This window comes from Pseudomonas sp. 44 R 15, assembly GCF_900004965.1.
In the GTDB taxonomy this organism is placed as follows: Bacteria; Pseudomonadota; Gammaproteobacteria; order Pseudomonadales; family Pseudomonadaceae; genus Aquipseudomonas; species Aquipseudomonas orientalis_A.
Genome location: NZ_CVTU01000104.1, coordinates 61,511 through 86,069 on the forward strand (window position 1 = coordinate 61,511; position 24,559 = coordinate 86,069).

21 protein-coding genes are annotated in these 24,559 nt (G+C 60.9%); 9 read left to right on the plus strand and 12 right to left on the minus strand.

Translation table 11 applies throughout. The features are described from left to right. Nucleotides 1-3 precede the first annotated feature (3 nt). Together folB and folK are read left to right on the plus strand one after the other, a co-directional pair. Nucleotides 4-357, plus strand: coding sequence for a dihydroneopterin aldolase (gene folB / locus BFP93_RS18435; protein ID WP_065894165.1), 354 nt, complete (start codon nucleotides 4-6; stop codon nucleotides 355-357). Further along, nucleotides 348-866 (plus strand): 2-amino-4-hydroxy-6-hydroxymethyldihydropteridine diphosphokinase, encoded by a 519-nt coding sequence (gene folK, locus BFP93_RS18440; protein ID WP_065894167.1) that lies wholly within the window; start codon nucleotides 348-350, stop codon nucleotides 864-866. The genes folB and folK overlap by 10 nt, the downstream gene beginning before the upstream one ends. Nucleotides 867-938: 72 nt before the next feature. On the opposite strand, the gene BFP93_RS18445 is transcribed toward folK, so the two are convergent. The 11 genes from BFP93_RS18445 to BFP93_RS18495 all read right to left on the minus strand — a co-directional run bounded on the left by BFP93_RS18445 (nucleotide 939) and on the right by BFP93_RS18495 (nucleotide 15,052). Then, on the minus strand, nucleotides 939-2,171 hold the full coding sequence (locus BFP93_RS18445; RefSeq protein ID WP_065894169.1) for a multifunctional CCA addition/repair protein: 1,233 nt from the start codon (nucleotides 2,169-2,171) through the stop codon (nucleotides 939-941). A 63-nt stretch (nucleotides 2,172-2,234) separates the two neighbouring features. Further along, nucleotides 2,235-3,800 (minus strand): SpoVR family protein, encoded by a 1,566-nt coding sequence (locus tag BFP93_RS18450; protein ID WP_065885501.1) that lies wholly within the window; start codon nucleotides 3,798-3,800, stop codon nucleotides 2,235-2,237. Continuing rightward, complete coding sequence (locus BFP93_RS18455; protein ID WP_065885502.1) at nucleotides 3,797-5,068, minus strand: YeaH/YhbH family protein; 1,272 nt, start codon at nucleotides 5,066-5,068, stop codon at nucleotides 3,797-3,799. Before BFP93_RS18455 ends, BFP93_RS18450 begins: the two co-directional genes overlap by 4 nt. Nucleotides 5,069-5,181: 113 nt before the next feature. Beyond that, nucleotides 5,182-7,104 carry a PrkA family serine protein kinase gene (locus BFP93_RS18460; protein WP_065894171.1) on the minus strand — a complete coding sequence of 641 codons (1,923 nt, stop codon included), beginning with the start codon at nucleotides 7,102-7,104 and terminating at the stop codon, nucleotides 5,182-5,184. A 285-nt stretch (nucleotides 7,105-7,389) separates the two neighbouring features. Then, nucleotides 7,390-7,719 (minus strand): thiosulfate sulfurtransferase GlpE, encoded by a 330-nt coding sequence (gene glpE / locus BFP93_RS18465; protein WP_065894173.1) that lies wholly within the window; start codon nucleotides 7,717-7,719, stop codon nucleotides 7,390-7,392. A 9-nt stretch (nucleotides 7,720-7,728) separates the two neighbouring features. Beyond that, nucleotides 7,729-8,580: a symmetrical bis(5'-nucleosyl)-tetraphosphatase gene (locus BFP93_RS18470; RefSeq protein WP_065894174.1), complete on the minus strand. Its 852-nt coding sequence runs from the start codon at nucleotides 8,578-8,580 to the stop codon at nucleotides 7,729-7,731. After that, a complete protein-coding gene (gene apaG, locus BFP93_RS18475) occupies nucleotides 8,580-8,960 on the minus strand; it encodes a Co2+/Mg2+ efflux protein ApaG (RefSeq protein WP_065885506.1) in 381 nt (126 codons plus the stop codon). The genes BFP93_RS18470 and apaG overlap by 1 nt, the downstream gene beginning before the upstream one ends. 201 nt (nucleotides 8,961-9,161) lie before the next feature. Further along, nucleotides 9,162-9,980 (minus strand): 16S rRNA (adenine(1518)-N(6)/adenine(1519)-N(6))-dimethyltransferase RsmA, encoded by an 819-nt coding sequence (rsmA, locus tag BFP93_RS18480; RefSeq protein ID WP_065885507.1) that lies wholly within the window; start codon nucleotides 9,978-9,980, stop codon nucleotides 9,162-9,164. Further along, nucleotides 9,977-10,966, minus strand: coding sequence for a 4-hydroxythreonine-4-phosphate dehydrogenase PdxA (pdxA, locus tag BFP93_RS18485; RefSeq protein ID WP_065894180.1), 990 nt, complete (start codon nucleotides 10,964-10,966; stop codon nucleotides 9,977-9,979). Before pdxA ends, rsmA begins: the two co-directional genes overlap by 4 nt. Further along, nucleotides 10,963-12,297 carry a peptidylprolyl isomerase gene (locus tag BFP93_RS18490; protein WP_082632017.1) on the minus strand — a complete coding sequence of 445 codons (1,335 nt, stop codon included), beginning with the start codon at nucleotides 12,295-12,297 and terminating at the stop codon, nucleotides 10,963-10,965. The genes pdxA and BFP93_RS18490 overlap by 4 nt, the downstream gene beginning before the upstream one ends. Then, a complete protein-coding gene (locus BFP93_RS18495; RefSeq protein ID WP_065894182.1) occupies nucleotides 12,278-15,052 on the minus strand; it encodes an LPS-assembly protein LptD in 2,775 nt (924 codons plus the stop codon). Before BFP93_RS18495 ends, BFP93_RS18490 begins: the two co-directional genes overlap by 20 nt. A gap of 130 nt (nucleotides 15,053-15,182) precedes the next feature. Here BFP93_RS18495 and BFP93_RS18500 point away from each other — a divergent pair, with 130 nt between their 5' ends. The 3 genes from BFP93_RS18500 to BFP93_RS18510 are packed head-to-tail and all read left to right on the plus strand — an operon-like array spanning nucleotide 15,183 to nucleotide 17,648. Next, a complete protein-coding gene (locus tag BFP93_RS18500; RefSeq protein ID WP_065894183.1) occupies nucleotides 15,183-16,208 on the plus strand; it encodes an aminoglycoside phosphotransferase family protein in 1,026 nt (341 codons plus the stop codon). Then, the gene (murU, locus tag BFP93_RS18505) at nucleotides 16,205-16,879 is read left to right on the plus strand and encodes an N-acetylmuramate alpha-1-phosphate uridylyltransferase MurU (RefSeq protein ID WP_065894184.1); all 675 of its coding nucleotides are present in this window, start codon (nucleotides 16,205-16,207) and stop codon (nucleotides 16,877-16,879) included. The genes BFP93_RS18500 and murU overlap by 4 nt, the downstream gene beginning before the upstream one ends. A 1-nt stretch (nucleotide 16,880) precedes the next feature. Then, the gene (locus BFP93_RS18510; protein ID WP_065894185.1) at nucleotides 16,881-17,648 is read left to right on the plus strand and encodes a TerB family tellurite resistance protein; all 768 of its coding nucleotides are present in this window, start codon (nucleotides 16,881-16,883) and stop codon (nucleotides 17,646-17,648) included. Nucleotides 17,649-18,240: 592 nt separating this feature from the next. On the opposite strand, the gene BFP93_RS18515 is transcribed toward BFP93_RS18510, so the two are convergent. After that, entirely contained in the window at nucleotides 18,241-19,209 is a 969-nt protein-coding gene (locus BFP93_RS18515; protein ID WP_065894186.1) for an alpha/beta hydrolase family protein, read from the minus strand. Nucleotides 19,210-19,284: 75 nt separating this feature from the next. On the opposite strand from BFP93_RS18515, the gene BFP93_RS18520 reads away from it, so the two are divergent. The 4 genes from BFP93_RS18520 (at nucleotide 19,285) to BFP93_RS18535 (ending at nucleotide 24,349) form a co-directional block, all read left to right on the plus strand. Further along, entirely contained in the window at nucleotides 19,285-21,279 is a 1,995-nt protein-coding gene (locus BFP93_RS18520; protein ID WP_065894187.1) for a sensor histidine kinase, read from the plus strand. Between the two features lie 18 nt (nucleotides 21,280-21,297). After that, entirely contained in the window at nucleotides 21,298-21,927 is a 630-nt protein-coding gene (locus tag BFP93_RS18525) for a response regulator (protein WP_057723679.1), read from the plus strand. A 225-nt stretch (nucleotides 21,928-22,152) separates the two neighbouring features. Then, complete coding sequence (locus BFP93_RS18530) at nucleotides 22,153-23,265, plus strand: ABC transporter ATP-binding protein (RefSeq protein ID WP_065885515.1); 1,113 nt, start codon at nucleotides 22,153-22,155, stop codon at nucleotides 23,263-23,265. Between the two features lie 43 nt (nucleotides 23,266-23,308). After that, nucleotides 23,309-24,349, plus strand: coding sequence for an ABC transporter substrate-binding protein (locus BFP93_RS18535; protein ID WP_065894189.1), 1,041 nt, complete (start codon nucleotides 23,309-23,311; stop codon nucleotides 24,347-24,349). Nucleotides 24,350-24,559: the final 210 nt, after the last annotated feature.

A 24,559-nucleotide genomic window follows, 5' to 3' on the forward strand; every position in this document is an offset into this window, starting at 1 on the left:
TGCTTGGACAGAGTGTTTATCGAAGGCCTGGAAGTCGACACCGTGATCGGCGCCTACGACTGGGAGCGCGGCATCCGTCAATGCCTGCGCCTGGACCTGAGCTTTGCCTGGGACAACCGTCCGGCCGCCGCCGGTGACGACCTGAGCCTGGCCCTGGATTACGCCAGCGTGTCCGCGCGTATCCAGGCCTTTGCCGAACAGTCCCAATACCAACTGGTGGAAACCTTCGCCGAGCGCCTTGCCCAAGTGCTGATGAGTGAATTCCAGATTCCCTGGCTGCACCTCAAATTGACCAAGCCAGGAGCCGTCCCGGCCGCCAAGGGCGTGGGCGTGGAGATCGAGCGCGGATGTCGCTGACTCAGGTTTACCTTGGCCTTGGCAGTAATATCGAGCGCGAGCTCAATTTACGTGCGGGCCTTGATGCGCTGGCGAGCTTTTTGACGGACATGCGCTGTTCGGCGGTGTTCGAAAGCCAGCCGGTGGGTATCAAGAGCGGGCCGTTCTTCAATTTGGTGGTGTCGGGCTGCACCGACCTGCCGTTGATGGAGCTGGACCGCCGGTTGAAATCCATCGAGGCCGACAATGGTCGTTATGCGCCCGATCGCAAAGGCTTGCCGTTGGACATCGACGTGCTGCTGTATGGCGATCTGGTGGGTAATTTCGACGGTTTGATCCTGCCGCGCGCAGAAATCCTGAAAAACGCTTTTGTGCTGTGGCCGCTGTCGATGATGGCGCCGGATCGTGTTCACCCGGAGGCGGGCAAGACCATGGCCGAGCTGTGGCGAGATGCGCAAATTGAACAGGTGCTGGCGCCCGTGGCGTTTGAATGGCAGGGCCGGCAACTCACGGCAGACGTGCTTCTGTAGGAGCCGAGCTTGCTCGCGAAGAACGTGAACGATAACGCGGCGCTCTCAGGTTTTTCGCGAGCAAGCTCGCTCCTACAATGAACTTTGTTGTTCCTTGTAGGCTTTGAGTGCGTTAAGCCGTTCACGCTTGAGCGCTTCGCCCAGCGCGGGGCCTTTGAAGCCTTTTTCCAGCAACGGTGCTACCTGCACCTCGCGCGCAACCTTGGCCGCGCCACGCAAATAATCGGCCTGTGGATAAGTTCGCTGTTCAAAGCCCTTGCGCCCCCGCGCATCCATCTCGCAGGCGAGCACAAACTCCTCAAAGCGTTGCGGGCGACGGTAGACGTCAAAACTCTGCAGCAACTCCAGTAGTGTCGAGGCCTTCAGTTCCAAGGCTCGATGGCCGTGGGTGTGATATTGGCCCACCAGCAGCGCCAGTTCCTGGCAATCCCTTGGCACTTTGAAGCGTTCATTGACGGTCTTGATCAGCTTCAAGCCCCGATGTTCGTGGGCAATATGCTGCGGCAACTTATCCACAGGCGTCAGGCCCTTGCCTAAGTCGTGCAGCAGGCAGGCCCAGCGTACGGTCAGCGGTTGCTTGTACAAGGCCGCCTGCTCCAACACGCTCAATGTGTGCAGGCCCGTGTCGATCTCGGGATGATGGGCTGCGGGCTGCGGTACGCCGAACAGCGCATCCACCTCCGGCATCAAGGTTTTCAGCGCATTGCAGTCGCGCAGCACCTGGATAAACACCTGAGGCTGATCTTCCATCAGTGCCCGGGAAATTTCTTTCCAGCTGCGCTCCGGGGTCAGCGCCTCCAGTTCGCCGGATTCGCTGAGCTGACGCATCAACGCAAGCGTTGGCGCAGCCACGGTGAATCCGAGGTGCGCATAACGCGCGGCAAAGCGCGCAACGCGCAGCACTCGCAAGGGATCCTCGGCGAAAGCGGGCGATACGTGACGTAAAATACGCGCGTCCAGATCGCGCTGGCCGTGGTAAGGGTCGGTCAGATTGCCCTCATCGTCTTCAGCCATGGCATTGATGGTCAGGTCGCGACGAATCAGGTCTTCTTCCAGCGTGACTTCGGGGCTGGCGTGAAATACGAAGCCGCCGTAACCCCGGCCACTTTTACGTTCGGTGCGGGCCAGGGCGTATTCATCGCCGTTTTTTGGGTCCAGGAACACGGGGAAGTCAGCACCGACCGGCTTGAAGCCTTTGGCCAGCATCTCTTCGGTGGTGGCGCCGACGACAACGCGGTCGATGTCGGTGACCTTGATGCCCAGCAGGCGATCACGCACCGCACCGCCGACTTTGTAGATTTTCATGAAAAAGCCTCCATTAGCGGCACAGGATACCGCCTGTGCCTGGCCAATGGAGGCTTTGCCGTTTCAGAGATGCACGACGGCCAGGTCCAGGCGGCCGTAGTCGTTATCGTTGTGATCGCTGCGCGGTGGGACATGGTGGGTTTTCATCACCTGGTCGCCCTGCAGGGTTTCCAGGTGGATGTCGAAGCCCCATAGCCGGTGCAGGTGCTTGAGCACTTCTTCGGTGGATTCGCCCAGGGGTTTGCGGTCGTGCTGCTGGTGACGCAAGGTCAGCGAGCGATCCCCGCGCACATCGATGCTGTAGATCTGCACGTTGGGCTCGCGGTTGCCCAGGTTGTACTGCGCCGCCAGGGTCTCGCGGATAGTCCGATAGCCCGGCTCGTCATGGATGGCCGGCACCACCAGGTCCTCCTTGAGGTCGTCGTCCATGATGCTGAATAGCTTCAGATCGCGAATCACCTGCGGGGACAGGTACTGCAAGATGAAACTCTCGTCCTTGAAACTGCTCATGGCGAACTTGATGGTGGACAGCCAGTCGCTGCCGGCGATTTCCGGGAACCAGCGGCGATCCTCTTCGGTTGGGTGCTCGCACATGCGACGGATGTCGCGGTACATCGCAAAGCCCAGTGCGTAGGGGTTGATGCCGTTGTAATAGGGGCTATCGAACCCGGGCTGGAACACCACGCTGGTGTGGGACGTGAGGAACTCCATCATGAAGCCGTCGGTGACCAGGCCTTCGTCGTACAGGTCGTTCATCAGGGTGTAATGCCAGAACGTCGCCCAGCCCTCGTTCATCACCTGAGTCTGGCGCTGCGGATAAAAGTATTGGGCGATCTTGCGCACGATGCGCACGATTTCCCGCTGCCAGGGTTCCAGCAAAGGGGCGTGCTTTTCCAGGAAATACAGGATGTTTTCCTGAGGTTCGGCGGGGAAGCGTGCATTGTCCTTGTCGCTGTTTTTGCCGGCACGCTTTGGAATGGTGCGCCACAGATCGTTGATCTGCTTCTGCAGGTGTTCCTCACGCTCCTGCTGGCGCAGACGTTCTTCTTCTGCCGAAATCGGATAGGGGCGTTTGTAACGGTCGACGCCGTAGTTCATCAGGGCGTGGCAGGAGTCGAGCAAATCCTCTACCGCGTCGATGCCGTGGCGCTCCTCGCATTGCATGATGTACTGCTTGGCGAACACCAGGTAATCGATGATCGAACTGGCATCGGTCCAGGTGCGGAACAGGTAGTTGCCCTTGAAAAAGCTGTTATGCCCGTAGCATGCGTGGGCCACCACCAGCGCCTGCATGCAGATGGTGTTTTCTTCCATCAGGTAGGCGATGCACGGGTCGGAGTTGATCACGATCTCGTAGGCCAGGCCCATCTGGCCGCGGGTGTAGGACTTTTCGGTGCTGAGGAAGTGTTTGCCATAGGACCAATGGTGATAACCCAGCGGCATGCCGACGGAGGCGTAGGCGTCCATCATCTGTTCGGCGGTGATCACTTCGATCTGGTTGGGGTAGGTGTCCAGCGCATAACCGGCCGCGATGCGGCTGATTTCCCGGTCATAGGCCTGGATCAGTTCAAAGGTCCACTCGGACCCGGTGGAGATAGGTTGGCGCTTATGCTCTTTTTTGGCGGTCATGTCACTAACCTGCGCTGGAAGAGTTCACGGAAGACCGGGTAGATATCGCCGGCCGAGACCAGTTGCTGCTGGGCGAACGTGTCGGCAAAGGCTTCGCCGATACGCTCGTATTCGAACCACAGCGCCTGGTGCTCACGGGGGGTAATTTCGACGTAGGTGTAGTACTGCACGAAAGGCATGATCTGGTTGATCAGGATATCCCGGCAGATCGGCGAGTCGTCGTTCCAGTTGTCACCGTCGGAAGCCTGGGCCGCATAGATGTTCCACTCATTGGCCGGGTAGCGTTCGGCCATGATTTCCTGCATCAGTTTCAGTGCGCTGGAGACGATGGTGCCACCGGTTTCGCGCGAGTAGAAGAATTCCTCTTCGTCGACTTCCCGGGCGCTGGTGTGATGGCGGATAAACACCACGTCGATCTTGTCGTAGTTCCGTTTCAGGAACAGGTACAGCAGGATAAAGAAACGCTTGGCGATGTCCTTGGTGGCCTGGGTCATGGAGCCGGACACGTCCATCAGGCAGAACATCACGGCCTTCGAGCTGGGGTTGGGTTGCTTGACCAGCAGGTTGTATTTCAAATCGAAGGTGTCAAGAAACGGCACACGGTGAATACGCGCGCTGAGTTTCTCGATTTCGATTTCTATTTCCTGGATATCGCCGAAATTATCCGGTTCTTCGCGCTTCAAACGCGCCAATTCTTCCTTGGCGTGCTTGAGCTTTGCACGGCTGCTGCCTGACAGGGCGATCCGACGGGCGTGGGCTGAGCGCAAAGTGCGGATGATGTTGATACGGGACGGATTGCCCTCGTTGCTGATACCGGCGCGTACGGTTTTGAAGGTGTCGGTGCCGGTCAGGTTGCGTTTGACCAGGTTGGGCAGCTCCAGGTCCTCGAACATGAATTCGAGGAACTCCTCCTGCGTGATCTGGAACACGAATTCGTCCATGCCCTCGCCGGAGTTGCCGGCCTTGCCCGCGCCCTTGCCTCCACCGCCTCCTTGAGGGCGCGCAATGTGTTCACCCGTGGTGAACTCCTTGTTGCCGGGATGCACAACGGTCTGCTTGCCGCCCCGGCCGTGGTGCAGCACGGGTTCGTCGATGTCGCGTCCCGGAATGCTGATTTGTTCGCCATGCTCCATGTCGGTGATGGAGCGGCGGCTGACGGCCTCTTCAACCGCCTTTTTGATGTGGTCACGGTAACGCCGCAGGAAACGCTGGCGGTTTACCGTGCTCTTGTTCTTGCCATTGAGGCGTCGGTCGATCACATAGCTCATGGGGAGCCCTCCGGGCAGCTTCACGTTACAAGCTTCAAGCCGCGAGCTGGAAGCTTAAGGACAAGCGGTCGACTGCCAGGCGTAACGCCTGGCAGTGAGCACCTGTCGCTGCCTTATTGCGATTTGCGCACCCGCAGGTACCACTCGGAGAGCAGTCGTACCTGTTTGTCGGTGTAGCCGCGCTCGACCATTCGTGTGACGAAGTCGTTGTGTTTTTGCTGGTCCTCCTTGCTCGCCTTGGCGTTGAAGCTGATAACCGGCAGCAGATCCTCGGTGTTGGAGAACATTTTCTTCTCGATCACCACCCGCAGTTTCTCGTAGCTGAGCCAGGTTGGGTTCTTGCCGTTGTTGTTGGCGCGGGCGCGCAGCACGAAGTTGACGATTTCGTTGCGGAAGTCCTTCGGATTGCTGATGCCGGCGGGTTTCTCGATCTTCTCCAGCTCTTCGTTGAGCGCCACGCGGTTGAGGATTTCGCCGGTTTCGGGATCGCGGTATTCCTGGTCCTGAATCCAGAAGTCGGCGTACAGCACGTAGCGGTCGAAGATGTTCTGGCCGTACTCGCTGTAGGACTCCAGGTAGGCGGTCTGGATTTCCTTGCCGATGAATTCGATATAGCGCGGCGCCAGGTATTCCTTGAGGAAACGCAGATAGCGCTCGCGGGTTTCGGCCTGGAATTGTTCCTGTTCGATCTGCTGCTCCAGCACGTAGAGCAGGTGCACCGGGTTGGCGGCGATCTCGTGGGGGTCGAAGTTGAAGACCTTGGAGAGGATCTTGAACGCGAAGCGTGTCGACAGGCCGTTCATGCCTTCATCGACGCCCGCCGTGTCACGGTATTCCTGGATTGATTTGGCCTTGGGATCAGTGTCCTTGAGGTTTTCACCGTCGTACACGCGCATTTTCGAGTAGATATTCGAGTTCTCCGGCTCCTTGAGGCGCGACAGCACGGTGAACTGGGCGAGCATCTTCAGGGTGTCGGGGGCGCAATGGGCCTTGGCCAGCGAGCTGTTGAACAGCAGTTTGTCGTAGATCTTGATTTCATCGCTGACCCGCAGGCAGTACGGCACCTTGACGATGTAGATACGGTCGATGAAGGCTTCGTTGTTCTTGTTGTTGCGGAAGGTGTGCCATTCCGATTCGTTGGAGTGCGCCAGCAGGATCCCGGTGAACGGAATCGCGCCCAGGCCTTCGGTACTGTTGTAGTTACCTTCCTGGGTGGCCGTGAGCAGTGGGTGCAGCACCTTGATCGGCGCCTTGAACATCTCCACGAACTCCATCAGGCCCTGGTTGGCCCGGCACAGTGCGCCCGAGTAGCTATAGGCGTCGGCGTCGTTCTGCGGGAATTCTTCGAGTTTGCGGATATCGACCTTGCCCACCAGCGCCGAGATGTCCTGGTTGTTCTCGTCGCCCGGCTCGGTCTTGGCGACGCCGATCTGGTTGAGGATCGATGGGTAGAGCTTGACCACCCGGAACTGGCTGATATCGCCGCCGAACTCGGACAGGCGCTTGGTGGCCCAGGGCGACATGATGGTATTGAGGTAGCGCCGGGGGATGCCGAAGTCTTCTTCGAGGATCGCACCGTCTTCGGTGGCGTTGAACAGCCCCAAAGGCGACTCGAACACCGGTGAGTCCTTGATGGCGTAGAAGGGCACCTTCTCGATCAGTTGTTTGAGTTTTTCCGCCAGGGACGACTTGCCGCCACCAACGGGACCGAGCAGGTAGAGGATCTGTTTCTTCTCTTCCAGGCCCTGGGCCGCATGGCGGAAGTAGGAGACGATCTGGTCGATGCATTCCTCCATGCCGTGGAAGTCTTCAAAGGCCGGGTAACGCCGGATCACCTTGTTGGAGAATATTCGCGACAGGCGCGAATTGTTCGAGGTGTCTACCAGCTGCGGCTCGCCAATCGCCAGCAGCAGGCGTTCGGCGGCAGACGCATAGGTGCTGCGGTCCCGTTTGCACAGCTCAAGATACTCTTGAAGCGTGAGTTCTTCCTGCTGTGTGGACTCGAAACGTTGTTGGAAGTGGCTAAAGATACTCATGACGTCGTCACCTCGCTCGATACGTGGAGCCGACGCCGGATCAATCAGTCGATGCTGGCAGCCATTGGCGTTCCCCAATGGCTGTTTTCCCCCCAGAACACCCTGAAACGCTACCGATGACCCGCGCGCCGGTGTACCGGCTCTCCCCTGATTTGGATGGCCTGCACTTAAGGATAGTTGGTAATCGGGGAGTTCAAGGCGCGATACGTAATTAGTTTGGCTGCGCCGTTCGTCAGAAACGGCGCAAGCCCAAGCGTCACGCGGGGTAGCGGGGTGTGAAAAAAATTATTGCGAATCGCTTGAAGAAATTTCCGCAGGATAGGTCGCGCGCCACAGCTCAAAGCCGCCATCGAGGCTATAAACGTCGGAGAAGCCCTGGCTGACCAGATAGGCTGCGGCGCTTTGGCTGGAGTTACCGTGATAGCACGCCACGATCACCGGCGCGTCGAGGTCGGCGGCGCGGATGAAGTCGGCGATGTTGACGTTGTCCAGATGCTGGGCGCCGGCAATGTGGGCTGCAGCGTAAGTCGGCTGGTCACGGATATCGACGACCACGGCGCCTTGCTCGCGCAGGGCCTGGGCTTGTTCGGGAGGGATACGTTTGAATTCGCTCATGGCGGGCTCCTAGGGCTTGGCGGCGGCCGTCTGTAGGGTGGGTGCAGGGGATTCACACTGGCAACTGATACGCTCGCCGGTGTCGATGTTCATCAGGGTCATGGCGCCGCCCCACACGCAGCCGGTGTCGAGGGCGAACACGCGGGGTTCTTCGCATTTGCCTTCAAGGGCGGCCCAGTGGCCGAAGATGATCTTCGTGTCCCGGGTCTTGCGTTCCTTGTGGGCGAACCAGGGCTGGTAGCCGGGCAGGGCGGTGTCGGCGCCTTCCTTGCTCTTGAGGTCCAGCTTGCCCTGCGCCGTGCAGAAACGCATGCGCGTGAAATAGTTGGTGATCACTCTCAGGCGGGCAACGCCGGTGAGCTCGTTGTCCCACTTCAATGGCTCGTTGCCATACATGCCGTCGAGGTAGGCGGTGTACAGATTGTCATCGGCCAGGGCGCTTTCGACTTCGGCGGCGCACTTGAGGGCTTTCTTCAAGGTCCATTGCGGTGGGATGCCGGCGTGGACAAGGGCGATGTTACGGGCCTCGTCGTAGTGCATGAGCTTTTGTCGGCGCAACCATTCCAGCAACTCGGCGCGGTCCGGTGCTTCGAGGATCTCGCGCAGGGTGTCGCCTTTTTTCAGGCGCTCGATGTTCTGGCCGGCCGCGAGCAGGTGCAGGTCATGGTTGCCCAGTACGCAGACCAGCGAATCGCGCAGGTTATAGAGGTAGCGCAGGGTTTCCAGCGACTGCGGGCCACGGTTGACCAAGTCGCCGACCAGCCACAGGCGATCATTCACGGGGTCGAAGGCGACCTGTTCAAGCAGGCACTTGAGGGGCTCCAGGCACCCTTGCAGGTCACCGACCGCGTACGTCGCCATCAGTGCAGGGCTCCGGGCACCGCGAGGCGGAAGGGCTTGATGGTCGCGTCGAACAAGTGGCCGTCGGTGGCTTTCATCTGATACGAGCCCTGCATGGTGCCGACCCTGGAGGTCATCACCGTGCCGCTGCTGTAGGTATGGCTGGCGCCGATGTCGATCAACGGTTGCTGGCCGACAACGCCCGCGCCGCGTACTTCTTCAACCTGACCGTCACCGTCGGTGATCACCCAATGGCGTGACAGCAACTTGGCCGGCACCAGCCCGTTGTTTTTCACCGTGATGGTGTAGGCAAAGGCAAAGCGGTTGAGTTCGGGTTGCGATTGGTCCGCCAGGAAGCGGGTGACGACGCTGACGTCGATCTGGTAGCGAGGATCGGACATGCAAGAGGCCTTAAAAGCAAAAGCGGAGGACAGCAGATGCGGGTCAGTCTAGGCCAAGAGGTGGGCACTAGGCCAGACATGCAGTCGGGTATGACAGGGTTCAAGTGTGGGAGGGGGCTTGCCCCCGATAGCGGTGGTTCAGTTAAACCTTCCTGCACTGACACAACCTCATCGGGGGCAAGCCCCCTCCCACATTTGTCCTTACACCTGCTCTGCTGCTGGCGCAGGCTGGATAGCCAACTGGTCGGCCAGGCGCACGAATGCGGCCAGGTCCAGTTGCTCGGGACGCAGGCTGCCATCGACGCCGGCAGCTTCGATCTCGGCATTGCTCAACAGCGCCTTGAGCGTGTTGCGCAGGGTCTTGCGGCGCTGGTTGAACGCTTCGCGTACGACACGCTCGAGCAGTTTGTGGTCCTTGGCCGGGTGCGGCAGGACGGCATGGGGCACCAGGCGCACGATGGCCGAGTCGACCTTCGGCGGCGGGTTGAACGCGCCCGGGCCGACGTTGAACAGGTGTTCGACGCGGCAGTGGTACTGGACCATGATCGACAGCCGGCCCCAATCACCGCCACCTGGGCCAGCGGCCAGGCGCTCCACCACTTCTTTTTGCAGCATGAAGTGCATGTCGCGGATGATCCCGGCGTTGTTCAGCAGGTGGAAAATCAGCGGGGTGGAGATGTTGTACGGCAGGTTACCGACAACGCGCAGGCTGTTGGGCGCGGCGTTGAGGGTGTTGAAGTCGAACTTCAGCGCATCGCCCTGATGCAGGTTGAAGTTGGGCTTGCCGGCAAATTGCTGATTGAGGATCGGGATCAGGTCCTTGTCCAGCTCCACCACATCCAGTTGCCCGCCACTGGCCAGCAGGCCTTGGGTCAGTGCGCCCTGGCCCGGGCCGATTTCCAGCAGGCGGTCTTCTGGCTTGGCATGGATGGAGCGCAGGATGCGGTCGATCACGCCAGCGTCGTGCAGGAAGTTTTGCCCGAAGCGCTTGCGCGCCCGGTGTTGGTAATGCTCGGTCATATACGGGTCTCGGCCATCTGATAGGCGGTTTCCAGGGCCACGTGCAGGCTGCCGGTATCGATCTTGCCGCTGCCCGCCAGGTCCAAGGCAGTGCCATGGTCGACGGAGGTGCGGATGATCGGCAGGCCCAGTGTCACGTTGACTGCGGCGCCGAAGCCTTTGTATTTCAGCACGGGCAGCCCCTGGTCATGGTACATCGCCAGCACTGCGTCGCAGTGCTCCAGATATTTGGGGGTAAACAGAGTGTCTGTGGGCAATGGGCCGCGCAGGTCCATGCCTTCCTGGCGCAGACGCTCTAATGTCGGTTCAATGATGTCGATTTCTTCATGGCCCAAATGGCCGCCTTCACCGGCGTGGGGGTTGAGCCCACAGACCAGGATGCGCGGTTGGGCAATGCCGAATTTGTGTTGCAGGTCGGCGTGCAGGATGCGCGTGACGCGTTCTATGCGCTCGGCGGTGATGGCGTCGGCGATATCGCGCAGCGGCAGATGGGTGGTGACCAGCGCGACGCGAAGGCCACGGGTGGCCAGCATCATCACGACTTGTTCGGTGTGGGTGAGTTCGGCCAGGAATTCGGTATGGCCGGAGAACGCGATACCGGATTCGTTGATCACGCCTTTATGAACGGGCGCGGTGATCATGCCGGTGAAGTCGCCGTCGATGCAGCCTTGGCCGGCGCGGGTCAGGGTTTCCAGCACAAAGGCCGCATTGGCCTTGTCCAGTTGCCCGGCGACGACCTTGGCATGCAGCGGGGTGTCCCACACATACAGGCTGCCCGCCGGCGCCGGCAGGTCGGGCCAGTTGCCCGGTGCAACGCTCAGCAGGTTGACAGCCACACCCAGCTGCGCGGCCCGCTCAAGGAGCAGGTCGCGGCTGGTAATGGCAATCAGGGGGTGTGGCTGGGGTTGCGAGGCGAGCAGCAGGCACAGGTCTGGACCAATGCCGGCCGGCTCGCCGGGTGTTACCGCGAAACGCTGGGGTTTCACTGCGCTGCCTGGTCGGTGCCTGTTTGCTCGGCGGCCGGCAGTTTGTTTTCTACGTAGGCTTCGTCACGGATCTGACGCAGCCAGGTTTGCAGCTCTTCGTCGTACTTGCGGTTGCGCAGTACGGTCAGGGCTTGCTGTTCGCGGGCCTGGTTGGTGTTGTCGGTGGCGCGACGGCCAAGGACTTCCAGTACATGCCAGCCGTATTGGGTCTTGAACGGCTTGGACAGCACACCTTGCGGCGTATCGGCCATCACCTGCTGGAACTCCGGCACCAGGGCTTTCGGGTCGATCCAGTTCAGGTCGCCGCCGTTGAGGGCCGAGCCTGGGTCTTCCGAAAAACTCTTGGCCAGGGTGGCGAAGTCTTCACCGCTTTCGATGCGGTCATAGATCTTCTGGGCCAGTTCCTTGGTTTGTGCTTCGGTGCGGATTTCGCTGGGTTTGACCAGGATGTGACGGACGTGTACTTCGTCCTTCAGCGAGGTCTCGCCGCCGCGCTTGCCGAGCAGCTTGAGGATGATAAAGCCGCCTGGAGTACGTGCAGGCTGGGTAATGTCACCCACGTTCATGGCACTGAGCTCACGGTCGAACGGCGGCGGCAGTTGAGCGGCTTTACGCCAGCCCATGTCACCACCGTCGAGCGCGTTGTCGCTGCCGGACTGGGCAATCGCCATTTGAGCGAAATCAGCACCCGCCTTGAGGCGGTCGTAGATCGCCTGGGTCTTGGCCGCGGCGGCATTGAGCTGCTCGGCGTTGGCGCTGTCTGGCGTCGGGATCAGGATATTGGCCAGGTGCAGCTCTTCGGAGAGTTGCATCTTGCCCAGGTCCGAGGCCAGGAAGTTCTTCACTTCCTGCTCCGACACCTGCACCCGCTCCGCTACGCGACGTTGACGTACACGGCTGATGATCATTTCACGCTTGATTTGGTCACGCGCGTCCTCATAGGACAGGCCATCATGCGCCAGGGCTGCGCGGAACTGATCGATGCTCATGTTGTTGCGTTGAGCGATGGTGCCGACGGCCTGGTTGAGCTCTTCGTCCGAAATACGGATGCCGGAGCGCTCGCCGATCTGCAGTTGCAGGTTTTCGACGATCAGGCGTTCCAGTACCTGGGGCTCCAGGACGCTGGTCGGCGGCACACCACCACCACGCTTGGCGATGGTCTGCTGAACTTCCTTGACCCGCTGGTCCAGCTGGCTCTGCATGATCACGTCGTTATCGACGATGGCTGCGACTTTATCCAGCTGTTGCACCGCGGCATGCGCCGAGGCGGCACCCAGGAACAGCGCGCCCAGCACTAGCGGGCGCAAACACTCAGAAAGCTTTGTCTTCACGTTCACGATAACCTTCAATGCCTTTGTCGAGGAAGCTCTCTACCTTGGCGCCGGTCAGGCCGCCGAGTCCTTTGAGGACGATCTGGAAGAAGAGCCCGTGGTCACCCTTTTCGTTAAGCGGGGCGATCTGGCTGTATTCGTCGTTGGAAACCCAGTAACGGTTGATGACGCGCAGTTTCCAGCAGCAGTTGTCGTACTCGAAACCACCAAAGGCTTCCAGGGTACGGTTACGTGCATAGTCATACTGCCAGCGGGTGATCAGGTTCCACTGTGGAATGATCGGCCACATCATCGAGAAGTCGTGTTGCTGGATTTTGTAGTAATCCTTCACGTAGTTCGGATCGCCCGGCTTGCCGTAGTCGCCACCGAACTGCCATTTGTTGGTCAGCTGGTTATAGACGACCTGGTCGTTGCGATAGCGATAACCGAGGTTGATAACCTTGTTCGGGTCGTTCTCCGGCTGATAGTGGAACATCGCGCTACCGGACCGTGGGGAGTGGCTCTCGGGGTCCCAGTTGTAGTCGGCGGTGGCGCGCCAGTCGCGGTTGAAGTGGAACTCGTACTCCAGCGCGATAGGCGATACGTCGGTACGCGCATCATCACGATCGGCGGCCAATACGCCTGGCAGTTGAACCTCACGGTCCTTGAAGTACACGGCCTGACCTACCGAAACGCGTTGGCGCTCAAAACCGTTATCTTCGATCCAGCGGCTGGTTACGCCCAGGGACAGCTTGTTCTCGTCACCGATCCGGTCGGAACCGCTGAAGCGGTTGTCGCGGAACAATGAGGAATAGCTGAACGAGTATTCACTGGTATCAAACACCGGAATATCGCTCTGGTCCTTGTTCGGTACGTAGAGGTAGTAGGCCCGTGGTTCCAGGGTCTGATTGAAGTCCTTGCCGAACAAATTGGTTCTGCGGTCGAAGTACAGGCCGCTGTCTACACTGGCAATCGGTATCGCGCGGTCCTGGGAGCTCTTGAACGTTTCGCCTGCACCCAGCGTGTTTTTGCCTCTGGTATCAAGGTCAAGATCGTACTTGGTGTAGACGTATTTGAGCTTCGGCGTAATAAAACCGTAAGTCCAATTCATCGGGTATTCGACGGCTGGCGCGACGTTCAGACGAGTACCGTTGGCGCGGGTGAGACCCAGTACGTTGCTATCCAGGCGAGGTGAAACCAAGCCGTTTTCGTCGGTGAACGTACCGCTCTGCAAGTCACGATCAAAGCGTACGGCTTCGGTTTCATAACTGAAGTTCAAGCCGCCCGGATGAAACGGCAGTTGGCCGTTCAGCGTGAGCTGCGGCAACCGGTCATACGGCGTGATTTGAGAGATTGTGGACAACTGGTACGCCTGGACATTCAAGCGAGCCTGATAAGAATCGCCCCGGTACGTCAGGGAACCCTGCTGGTTCAGGAAGTCCCGGTTCTGGACACCCTCCTCGAAGGTCTTCAAGTCCTGGAAGTAGTAAGGATCGCTGATCTTGGTGTAGTCCACCTGGGACGTCAGGCGCGAATCCAACCCACCCCTATGCTGCCAGTTGAGCATGTAGCGGGTTTTTTCGTAATCGGTCTGGTTCTTGCGCTCGTCGTTGTCGTCGTTCAGGTACGCCCCGCCGAACTGGCCTTCGCTGGACTTGGTGAGGTAGCGGAATTCGCCTTCCATCAACAGGCCGCGCTTGGTCATATATTGCGGGTACAACGTGGCGTCGTAGTTCGGTGCCAGGTTGAAGTAGTACGGCGTCACGAGGGTAAAGCCAGTCTCACTGCCGGTGCTGAAGCTCGGCGGCAGGAAGCCGGACTGACGGCGGTCGTCAATCGGGAAGTAGATGTAAGGGGTGTACAGGATCGGGATGTTCTTGACCCGCAACGTCGCGTTGGTGGCCGTACCGAAACCGGTGGCCGGGTTCAACGTGATGTTGTTGCCCTTGAGCTGCCAGGCGTTGCTGTCCGGCTCGCAGGTGGTGTACGTACCGTCCTTGAGACGGATGATCGCGTTCTCGGCGCGCTTGGCGTACAGCGCATTACCGCGGATACGCGACTTGTGCATCACGTACTCGGCGTTGTCGATCTGGGCGGCGCCGGTGTCGAGCTGAACCTGGGCACGGTCACCCACGATCAGCGCGCCGTTGTCGCGCAGGCGCACGTTGCCGTTCAGCTCGCCACGGTTCTCGGCCTGGTACAGGCTGGCTTCGTCGGACTCCAGCTGCATGCTGCCCTGGCGCATGACGACGTCACCGGCCAGTGTGGCGACCTGCTGTTCCTGCTCGTAACGAGAAGCCTTGGCACCGATGAAGGTCGGCGCATCGCTCTTGTTCGTCTTGTCATTCATGCCAGGACGCGTCGGCTCGATGTAGGCACCGCCGCAGTAAGGGCCGGTTTCGGCCAACTGTGCTGCGGTCAGTTTCTCGCGAGGCACCCAGTCCAGGTGGCTGTAGTCTTTGCTGCGCGAACGCAGCCCACGGCCCTTGGCTTCGGTGACCAGCATGGTCTTGGGCTCGGCGTCGACGCTGCCGCCAGCCTCGCCCTGCGGCGTGCTGTTGGCCGAGCTGACGGCAGAACCGTCATGCACCGGGCGCGGTGGCAATGGGGCGGCGGCCGTTTTCGGCGCGCAATCCCAGGCACCCGAAGCAGAGACTGAGCAGTCATACTGTTCCGCGGCGACCACGAATGAGGTGGCGAAAGGTTGCAAGGCCAGCAGACTGCCGGTTACCAGCAACGGAAATTTTCTACGAAACGCGGGGGATTTCAATGCCATCTTATTAGTCCGGGCTTCCTGCGTGCCATCTGCCCGCGGTTTGGGCCGCACGCCTCTCGATGGTCTGAAAAAGATGCGTGATAATAAAGCATGCCCCGCTTGACGGCTAGCGCCGTCGGAGACCCTTGTAATGCCCGAGCACGATCTACGTTTACAACAGCTGGAAGTCTGGCTGGATGAGCAGTTGCCGATTCTCTTCAACGCTCAGGACTGGGGCCCCGTACCCCCGGCCACATTGACCGCGGCCAGCAGCGACGCGAGTTTCAGGCGTTACTTCCGGTGGGAGGGTGGGGCGCATACATTCGTCGTAATGGACGCGCCACCGCCCCAGGAAAACTGCAAACCTTTCGTCGATATCGCACATTTGCTCGCGAAATCGGGAATTAATGTGCCAAAAATTTATGCAGAAGATTTGCCCCGTGGCTTTCTTTTGCTCAATGACCTGGGCCGAAAAACCTATCTGGACGTGATTGACGAGCAAAACGCCGATCAATTGTTCGCCGACGCCATCGATGCGCTGCTGGCGTTCCAGCAGTTGCCGATGGACGCGCCGTTGCCCAGCTATGACGTCGCCCTGCTGCGTCGCGAGCTTGAGTTGTTCCCTGAATGGTACGTACGCCGGCACCTGGGTATCGAGCTTGATACCTGCCAGCAGGCCCTTTGGCAACGCGTCAGTGACCGCTTGATCGACAGCGCCCTGGCCCAGCCCACCGTGCTGGTGCACCGCGACTATATGCCGCGCAACCTGATGATCAGCGAGCCTAACCCTGGGGTGCTGGATTTCCAGGATGCGGTCTATGGCCCGGTGACCTATGACATTACCTGTCTGTTCAAGGACGCCTTCCTCAGCTGGCCCCAGGCCCGCGTGCGCGCGTGGCAGCGCGGCTATTGGGAACGCGCCGGGCAGTTGGGCATCCCTGTGCAGGAGGATTTTGAAGAGTTCCTGCGTGCCAGCGACCTGATGGGCGTGCAGCGTCACCTCAAGGTCATCGGCATCTTCGCGCGGATCTGCCACCGCGATGGCAAACCACGCTATCTGGCGGACGTGCCGCGCTTCTTTGCTTATATAGAAGCGGTGCTGGCCGACCGACCGGAGTTGAGCGAGCTGGGTGAACTGCTCAGCAGCCTGCGCCAACCGGCCGAGGCTTGCGTATGAAAGCGATGATCCTGGCGGCCGGCAAGGGCGAGCGCATGCGCCCGCTGACGCTGCATACGCCAAAACCGCTGGTGCAGGCGGGCGGCAAACGGCTGATCGAGTATCACCTTGAAGCGCTGGCCAAGGCCGGCTTCACCGAGATCGTGATCAACCATGCCTGGCTCGGTCAACAGATCGAAAGCTACCTGGGTGACGGTGCCCAGTTCGGCGTGCGTATCCGTTATTCAGCCGAAGGCGAGCCGCTGGAAACCGGCGGCGGGATTTTCCAGGCGCTGCCGTTGCTGGGTGACGAGCCGTTCCTGGTGGTCAACGGCGATATCTGGACCGATTACGACTTCAGCCAATTGAAGCGACCGCTCCAGGGCCTGGCCCATCTGGTGATGGTCGACAACCCGGCACATCATCCGTCCGGCGGGGATTTCTACCTGGACGACGGCGTGCTTCATGATGCGGCGCCCGGTGCCGATAACCTGACCTTCAGTGGCATTTCCGTGCTCGACCCTCAATTGTTCGCGGGTTGCAGTGCGGGTGCCTTCAAGCTGGCGCCGTTACTGCGCGCGGCGATGGCCAACGGTCGGGTGACGGGTGAACACATGAAGGGACGCTGGGTGGATGTCGGAACGCTTGAACGTCTGGCGCAGGTCGAAACCTTGCTGACAGCGGGACGATAGGATGCTGTGGCCAGGGACGCTGATCGGCGCCGGGGCTGGCTTTGCGATTGCCAGCATTCCGGGGGCTTTGTTGGGTGCATTGCTGGGGCAGGCGCTGGACCGGCGCCTGCAATTACACAGCTGGGCGCAGTTGCGCGAACGCCTTGGCGGCCGCCCCGCGTTGCGCAACGACGAATTGTTGTTCGTGCTGCTGGGGCGCTTGGCCAAAAGCAACGGTCGCATTGTGGACGGGCATATCCAGCAGGCGCGCCAGGAAATGCGCGCACTGGACATGACCGAGCCGGCCCAGCGCCGAGCCATCATGGCGTTTAATCGTGGCAAGTCCGGCACTGACCGTGTGCGCAGTTATCTGCGCGTGCTCAAGGCGCAACCCCATGCCGCCGAGGGTGTTCTACGTGCGTGCTGGCGGATGGCCTGGGCGGATGGCCGGGCGGATGATGCCGAGCGTGACCTGATCGAACGGTGGGGCAAATGGCTGGGCTGGACGCCGCAACAAATCCGCGCGTTGGCCTCCGATTACGCGCCGGCGCGCAAGCCGTTGGTGAACCGTGTCGGGGCTTATCAGGAGGCGCTGCGGATTCTGGGGGTGACGGCGACCGCTGAGCCGTCGGTGATCAAGCGCGCCTATCGCCGCCTGCTCAGCCGCCATCACCCGGACAAGATCGCCGGCAGTGGCGCCAGCCCCGCGCAAGTGCGTGAGGCGACCGAGCGTACCCGTGAGTTGCATAACGCTTATGCGTTGATTCGCGAGCGGCGGGACTTTCGCTGACATCGCCGATCAAATGTGGGAGGGGGCTTGCCCCCGATGGCCATAGGTATCTACACAGTTTTGGTGCTACACCGCACCTGTGGCGAGGGAGCTAACGCGTATCTACCTGACGCTCCGAGGTCAAAATGTGGGAGGGGGCTTGCCCCCGATGGCGGCCTCTGGGCTAGCCAGGATGTTGGATTGGACCGAGTACATATCCGTTTCTGCGGTAACGGCTGCTTAGGGTTCCGCCCTGACGGCGGCTCACTTTTGAAAAGCGCAAAAGTAAGCAAAACGCTCTTGCCCCACCACTCGGCACCTCGCCTAGGCTCGGTGTGCCCTCGCTCCGGCTTGAATCCGTGGGCCGCCGCCACGCGCCATCCATGGCGCGGGGCGGCTAACCCGGCGTCCTGCCGGGTTGCCCACGGATTCAAGCCTGCGTTCGGCCAGCGTGGTTTAACGGGGCGCCTGAGATCAAAAGCAGATCAAGATCAAGAGCGGCTCGCTTCGCATCGTGGTTACGGTTGGGCGCTGTTGAGTTGTGTAGATACTTATGGCTATCGGGGGCAAGCTCCCTCCCACATTGGTTATTCAACACTTTCGAAAAATGTGTTCAATCGGCCTGCGGGCTTAACCAGCCGCGAACTCGCCGGTAGAGCTGTTCCTGCTCGGCGGCATCGTTGCCGGGCAGGGCGTGGAGTTGCACCGGCTTGTAGCCTTCGTTCTTGCCGCGCTTGGCCGCCTGGATACGGGCCAGTGCGTTTTTGCCGTCCTGGGCGCCGTCCTGGTAGAACACATCCGCCGTAGGTACTTTCAGCGCTGGGGCCAATTGCTGCAGGTCCGGTTGACGAGCGGCGGGTGTCTTGCCGGCCACCATCACCAGTTTCTGCACCTGGGCGGGTTGTTTCTCGCTCAGGTAACGCGCAGCCCACCATGCGCCGGTGCCGTGACCGAGCAGTGCCACACTGCGGGCGCCCTGGGTCTGGGCGAAGGCGACGGCAGCGTCGATGCGGTCGAAGATACGTTTGGCGTCGGTCTTGTCCTGTTCATCCGCGCCCGGTACCACTGCCGGGTCAGTGCCTTCGGCTTCCGCGCTGGCGGCCTGTTCGACGGGTTTGGCGACCGTGCTGCCGTCCTTGCTGCTGGTATCGACCGCCGCTTTGGGCGGCTCGATGACGCGTGGCGGCAAGGTGTCCAGATTGACGTCCGGCAATGACAGGCTGAGGGTGCCCCAGGCAGCGTCCGGCAGTTTGCGCCGCAACGGGCCGATCGCTTGCGGCCAGTCGGCATTTTCGCCGGCACTTGGCACGATAATCACCACGCCCTGGGGTTCGGCGCTGTTGGCGGGCCTCCACAGGGCCAGGAACGACTCGCTGCCGGCCTGCAATTGTTGTTGTTCCTGTTGCGCAACCTGGCGTTCGAGCGCGCGGGCTTCTGCCTCGCTGCGCTCGGGCAAGGGCTGGCGCTCGGCGGGTTTTTCCGCGACGGCTGCAGGCGCATCGGCGGCTTGAACAGAAAAGGCGCTGGTAAATAGCAGCGACAGGCACAATGCTGGCAGTGCCGAACGGTTTAGAGGTGGCATCGTTAAATCCCGGCCGGAAGATCCCAGCAGCCTAATGGGTTGATCGGTATTTGTCAGTGATGTGAGACGTGGATCATGGGTTTTCGCTTGCTGCTGGTTATCGGCTGTCTGTGTGTTGCCTTGATGGCGAACGCAGCGCCTGCCCCCGTCGTGCCCCAGGCGCAACTGGATGCGCAGCAGCGTGCGTGGCTGGCGCAGCACCCGCAATTGCGGGTGGGCCTGGTGTTGCAGGCGCCTTACGCGCAATACGACCGACGGCTGCAGCGGTTGTCCGGGGCCAATGTCGAGTTGATGCAGTGGCTGGCCAGGGCACTGGGCATCGAGCTGACCTGGCGCAACTTTCCCGATCAGCAGCAATTGGAGGCCGCCGTGCGCGACGGCGAGGTGGACATCGCCCCCGGCCTGCAGCAAACCCCGGCCGGCTTGCGCCTGTGGTTGTTCAGCGACCCTTATATGCGCGTGCCCCAGCATATTGTCGGTATTCGTGAAGGCGGCGGCGCGGTGGAGCTGGAAAAACTCGACGCACAATCGCGCATCGCGGTGCGCATGCCCAGCACGGTGGCCGACTACCTGCGCAGCACCTATCCCAACCTCAACCTGCAAGGCGTGCCCATGGAGCGTCAGGCCCTGCAGTTACTGGTGAGCCGGCAGGCCCGCTATGCGGTGGTGGATGAGGCGCAACTGGGCCGGTTGTCCGGCGAGGCGGAGTTTGCCGGGCTGGCGGTGGTCGGCGATATCGGCCTGCCGCAGTTGCTGCGGGTGGCCACGCGGCGTGAATGGCCGCAGCTGGCCGGCATCATGCAAAGCGCCTTGCGGGCGATACCCGCCCGCGACCTCGACCAATTGCACAGCCGCTGGCTGCAGCCTCAGTACCCGCGCTTATCAAACGCCATGGGTGTGTGGAAAAACCTCAGCGTGCTGCTGGGCCTGATGCTGCTCGCCAGCCTCGCGGCGGTGCTCTGGCAGCGCCGCCAACAACGCAACCTGGAGCACGACCTGTTGGCGGCGCGAGAGGAAAGTGCGGCGCGCGCCGCTGGCGCTGAAGCCTTGCGCCTGACGCAGTTTTCCATCGATCAAAGTACGGTCGGCATCCTGTGGGTCAATTGGGACAGTCACGTGCGTTACGCCAATCGCGCCGCCGAAACCATGCTCGGCTATGGCGCTGGCGCATTGATCGAGCGACCGCTGATCGATTTCGACCCGACATTGACCATGGACCGCTGGCTCAATCTGTGGAAACGAGGGCGGGCCAGCGAGGAGGGCGCGCAGACCTTCGCCACCGACTGCCTGCGCGCCGACGGCAGCATCCTGCCGGCAGACGTGTCGTTGAGTTTTCTGCGCTTTGCCGACGGCGAGTACCTGGTGGTTTACCTGACTGACGTCACCGAGCGCCGCCGTTATGTGGCCGCCCTGCTGCAAAGCGAGGCACAGTTGCGCCAATTGTCAGCCCACCTGGAAACGGTGCGCGAAGAAGAAAAGGCGCGTATCGCCCGCGAAGTACACGACGAACTGGGGCAGATGCTCACCGTGCTCAAGCTGGAAACCTCAATGTGTGAATTGGCCTATGCGCAACTCGACCCGGGCCTGAACGAGCGCTTGAACAGCATGAAGCGCCTGATAGCCCAGCTTTTTCAATTGGTACGTGATGTCGCGACGGCGCTGCGCCCGCCGATTCTCGACGCCGGCATTGCCTCGGCCATCGAATGGCAGGCACGACGCTTCGAAGCGCGCACGCAGATTCCCTGCCTGGTACGCGTCCCGGAAAACCCGCCAATACTGAGCGACGCCAAGGCCATCGGCCTGTTCCGCATCCTGCAGGAGGCGCTGACCAATGTGATGCGCCATGCCCAGGCGCATACTGTGGAGCTGACGCTGGGCGTGGATGGCCCGAACCTGCGGCTGACCATCAGCGATGACGGTATCGGTTTCGTGCAGGCGCAGGGGCGAGCGGTATCGTTCGGCCTGGTCGGCATGCGCGAACGGGTACTGATCATGGGCGGGCAGTTGAGCCTGGTCAGCGAGTTGGGGGAGGGCACCACCCTGAGCGTCACGGTGCCGCTGGATGCATAACGATAAGAGGAAACCCCTGTGATCCGCGTACTGGTAGCCGAAGACCACACCATTGTCCGGGAAGGCATCAAGCAATTGATCGGCCTGGCCAAGGACCTGCTGGTGGTAGGCGAAGCGAGCAATGGCGAGCAATTGCTCGAGACCCTGCGCCATGTGCCGTGCGAGGTGGTGTTGCTGGATATCTCCATGCCCGGCGTGAATGGCCTGGAGGCTATCGCGCGTATCCGCGCGCTGAGCAACCCGCCGGCGATCCTGGTGCTGTCCATGCACGATGAGGCGCAAATGGCCGCCCGCGCCCTGAAGGTGGGTGCGGCCGGCTATGCCACCAAGGACAGCGACCCGGCATTGCTGCTGATGGCGATTCGCAAGGTCGCGGCGGGTGGGCGCTATATCGACCCGGACCTGGCAGACCGCATGGTCTTCGAAGTCGGCCTGACGGATTCGCGCCCCTTGCACTCGCTGCTGTCGGAGCGCGAGTTTTCGGTGTTCGAACGTCTGGCACAAGGCGCCAACGTCAACGACATCGCCCTGCAGTTGGCCCTGAGCAGCAAAACCATCAGCACGCACAAGGCGCGCTTGATGCAAAAGCTCAACATCACCTCCCTGGCCGAGTTGGTGAAATACGCCATGGAACACAAGCTGCTGTAGCGGCGTATCCATCAGCGACACCTCAAGAACGCCGCCGAGCCTGTTCTTGCCGCTTGCAGCTCGTCGCTTGCAGCTGCACTGTCCCATGCCCGCCATCCGTGTAGGGCGATCCCTACCCCGAACCTTCCATCCGGCTGATGGGATTCTCTCCTCGCCCCCGATTTCCGGGGCCTCGCGCCTGGACTAGGCTTGTGTCACAGCGGTCCAAAACACAAAGGTGCGGGTATGAGCGAGGTGGATTCAAATGATGTGCTGGTCAGCTTTCGTGGCGTGCAGAAAAGCTACGATGGCGAAAACCTGATCGTCAAAGACCTCAACCTGGAGATTCGCAAGGGCGAGTTCCTCACCCTGCTCGGGCCGTCCGGTTCGGGCAAGACCACCAGCCTGATGATGCTGGCCGGCTTTGAAACACCCACCGCCGGCGAAATCCAGCTGGCCGGGCGCTCGATCAATAACGTGCCGCCGCACAAGCGCGACATCGGCATGGTGTTCCAGAACTATGCATTGTTCCCGCACATGACCGTGGCCGAGAACCTGGCGTTTCCCCTGTCCGTGCGTGGCTTGAGCAAGACCGACATCAGCGAGCGGGTCAAGCGCGTGCTGAGCATGGTCCAGCTCGACGCTTTCGCCCAGCGCTACCCGGCGCAACTGTCCGGGGGCCAGCAACAGCGGGTGGCGTTGGCTCGCGCGTTGGTGTTCGAGCCGCAGCTGGTGCTGATGGACGAACCCCTCGGCGCCCTCGACAAGCAATTGCGCGAACACATGCAGATGGAAATCAAGCACCTGCATCAGCGCCTCGGCGTGACCGTGGTGTATGTGACCCATGACCAGGGCGAAGCCTTGACCATGTCCGACCGCGTGGCGGTGTTCCACCAGGGCGAAATCCAGCAGATCGCCGCGCCGCGCAGCCTGTATGAAGAGCCGAAAAATACCTTTGTGGCCAACTTCATCGGCGAAAATAACCGTCTCAATGGCCGTCTGCACAGCCACACCGGCGAGCGCTGTGTGGTGGAGCTGGCGCGCGGCGAAAAGGTCGAGGCGCTGGCGGTGAACGTCGGCTCGATCGGCGGCCCGGTGACGCTGTCGGTGCGTCCGGAGCGCGTCAGCCTCAATGGCGCAAGTGACCGCTGCATCAACCGTTTTTCCGGGCGGGTGGCGGAGTTCATCTACCTGGGCGACCACGTGCGTGTGCGCCTGGAAGTTTGCGGCAAGACCGATTTTTTCGTGAAACAACCGATCGCCGAGCTGGACCCGGCCCTGACGGTCGGCGACGTAGTACCGATTGGCTGGCAAGTCGAGCACGTTCGCGCACTCGACCCACTTCTAGAGGCGAATTGATCGCCCCCTGGCTTCACCAACCCTGCACGTGGAGAGCACAACAATGTTGAGATCCCTTAAGTATTCGGCCCTGGCTATCGGCCTGATGGGCGCGACACAGGCCATGGCAGGCCCGGACCTGACCGTCGTTTCCTTTGGCGGCGCGAACAAGGCGGCCCAGGTCAAGGCCTTCTATGCCCCGTGGGAAAGCGCGGGCAACGGCAAGATCATTGCTGGTGAATACAACGGTGAGATGGCCAAGGTCAAAGCCATGGTCGACACCAAGAGCGTGTCCTGGGACCTGGTGGAAGTGGAGTCGCCTGAACTGTCCCGTGGTTGCGACGAAGACATGTTCGAGCCCCTCGACCCGAAACTGTTCGGCAACGGCGCCGACTACGTCAAAGGCGCGATCCAGCCCTGCGGCGTGGGCTTCTTCGTGTGGTCGACAGTGCTGGCCTACAACGCCGACAAACTCGCCAGTGCACCGACCAGTTGGGCGGATTTCTGGGACACCAAGAAATTCCCGGGCAAGCGTGGCCTGCGCAAAGGCGCCAAATACACCCTGGAATTTGCGCTGATGGCCGACGGCGTAGCGCCCAAGGACGTCTACAAAGTGCTGGCCGGCAAAGATGGCCAGGACCGTGCATTCAAGAAACTCGACGAACTCAAGCCGTCGATCCAGTGGTGGGAGGCCGGTGCACAGCCGCCGCAATACCTGGCCTCGGGTGACGTCGTGATGAGCTCGGCCTACAACGGCCGGATCGCCGCCGTGCAGAAAGAAAGCAACCTCAAAGTGGTGTGGAACGGGGGCATCTACGACTTCGACGCCTGGGCCATTCCAAAAGGCCTGGCCAAGGACCGCGCCGAAGCGGCGAAAAAATTCATCGCCTTCTCGGTGCAGCCGCAGCAGCAGAAGATCTATTCGGAAAACATCGCCTACGGCCCGGCCAATACCCAGGCCGTGCCGTTGCTGGCCAAAGACGTGCTCAAGGACATGCCGACCACGCCGGAAAATATCGCCAATCAGGTGCAGATCGATGTGAGCTTCTGGGCCGATAACGGCGAGCAGCTTGAGCAGCGCTTCAATTCCTGGGCCGCCAAGTAACCAGCAGTGCCGCTAACCCTGTGGGAGGGGGCTTGCCCTAATGCCAGTCAGTTAAGCGTACGCCCGCTGTAGGAGCGAGCTTGCTCGCGAAAAACGTCAACGATAACGCGTGCTTCCTGAATGAACGCGGCGCCTGTGAGTTTTTCGCGAGCAAGCTCGCTCCTACAGACTGGCATTAGGGCAATCCCCCTCCCACAGGGGATCTGCATT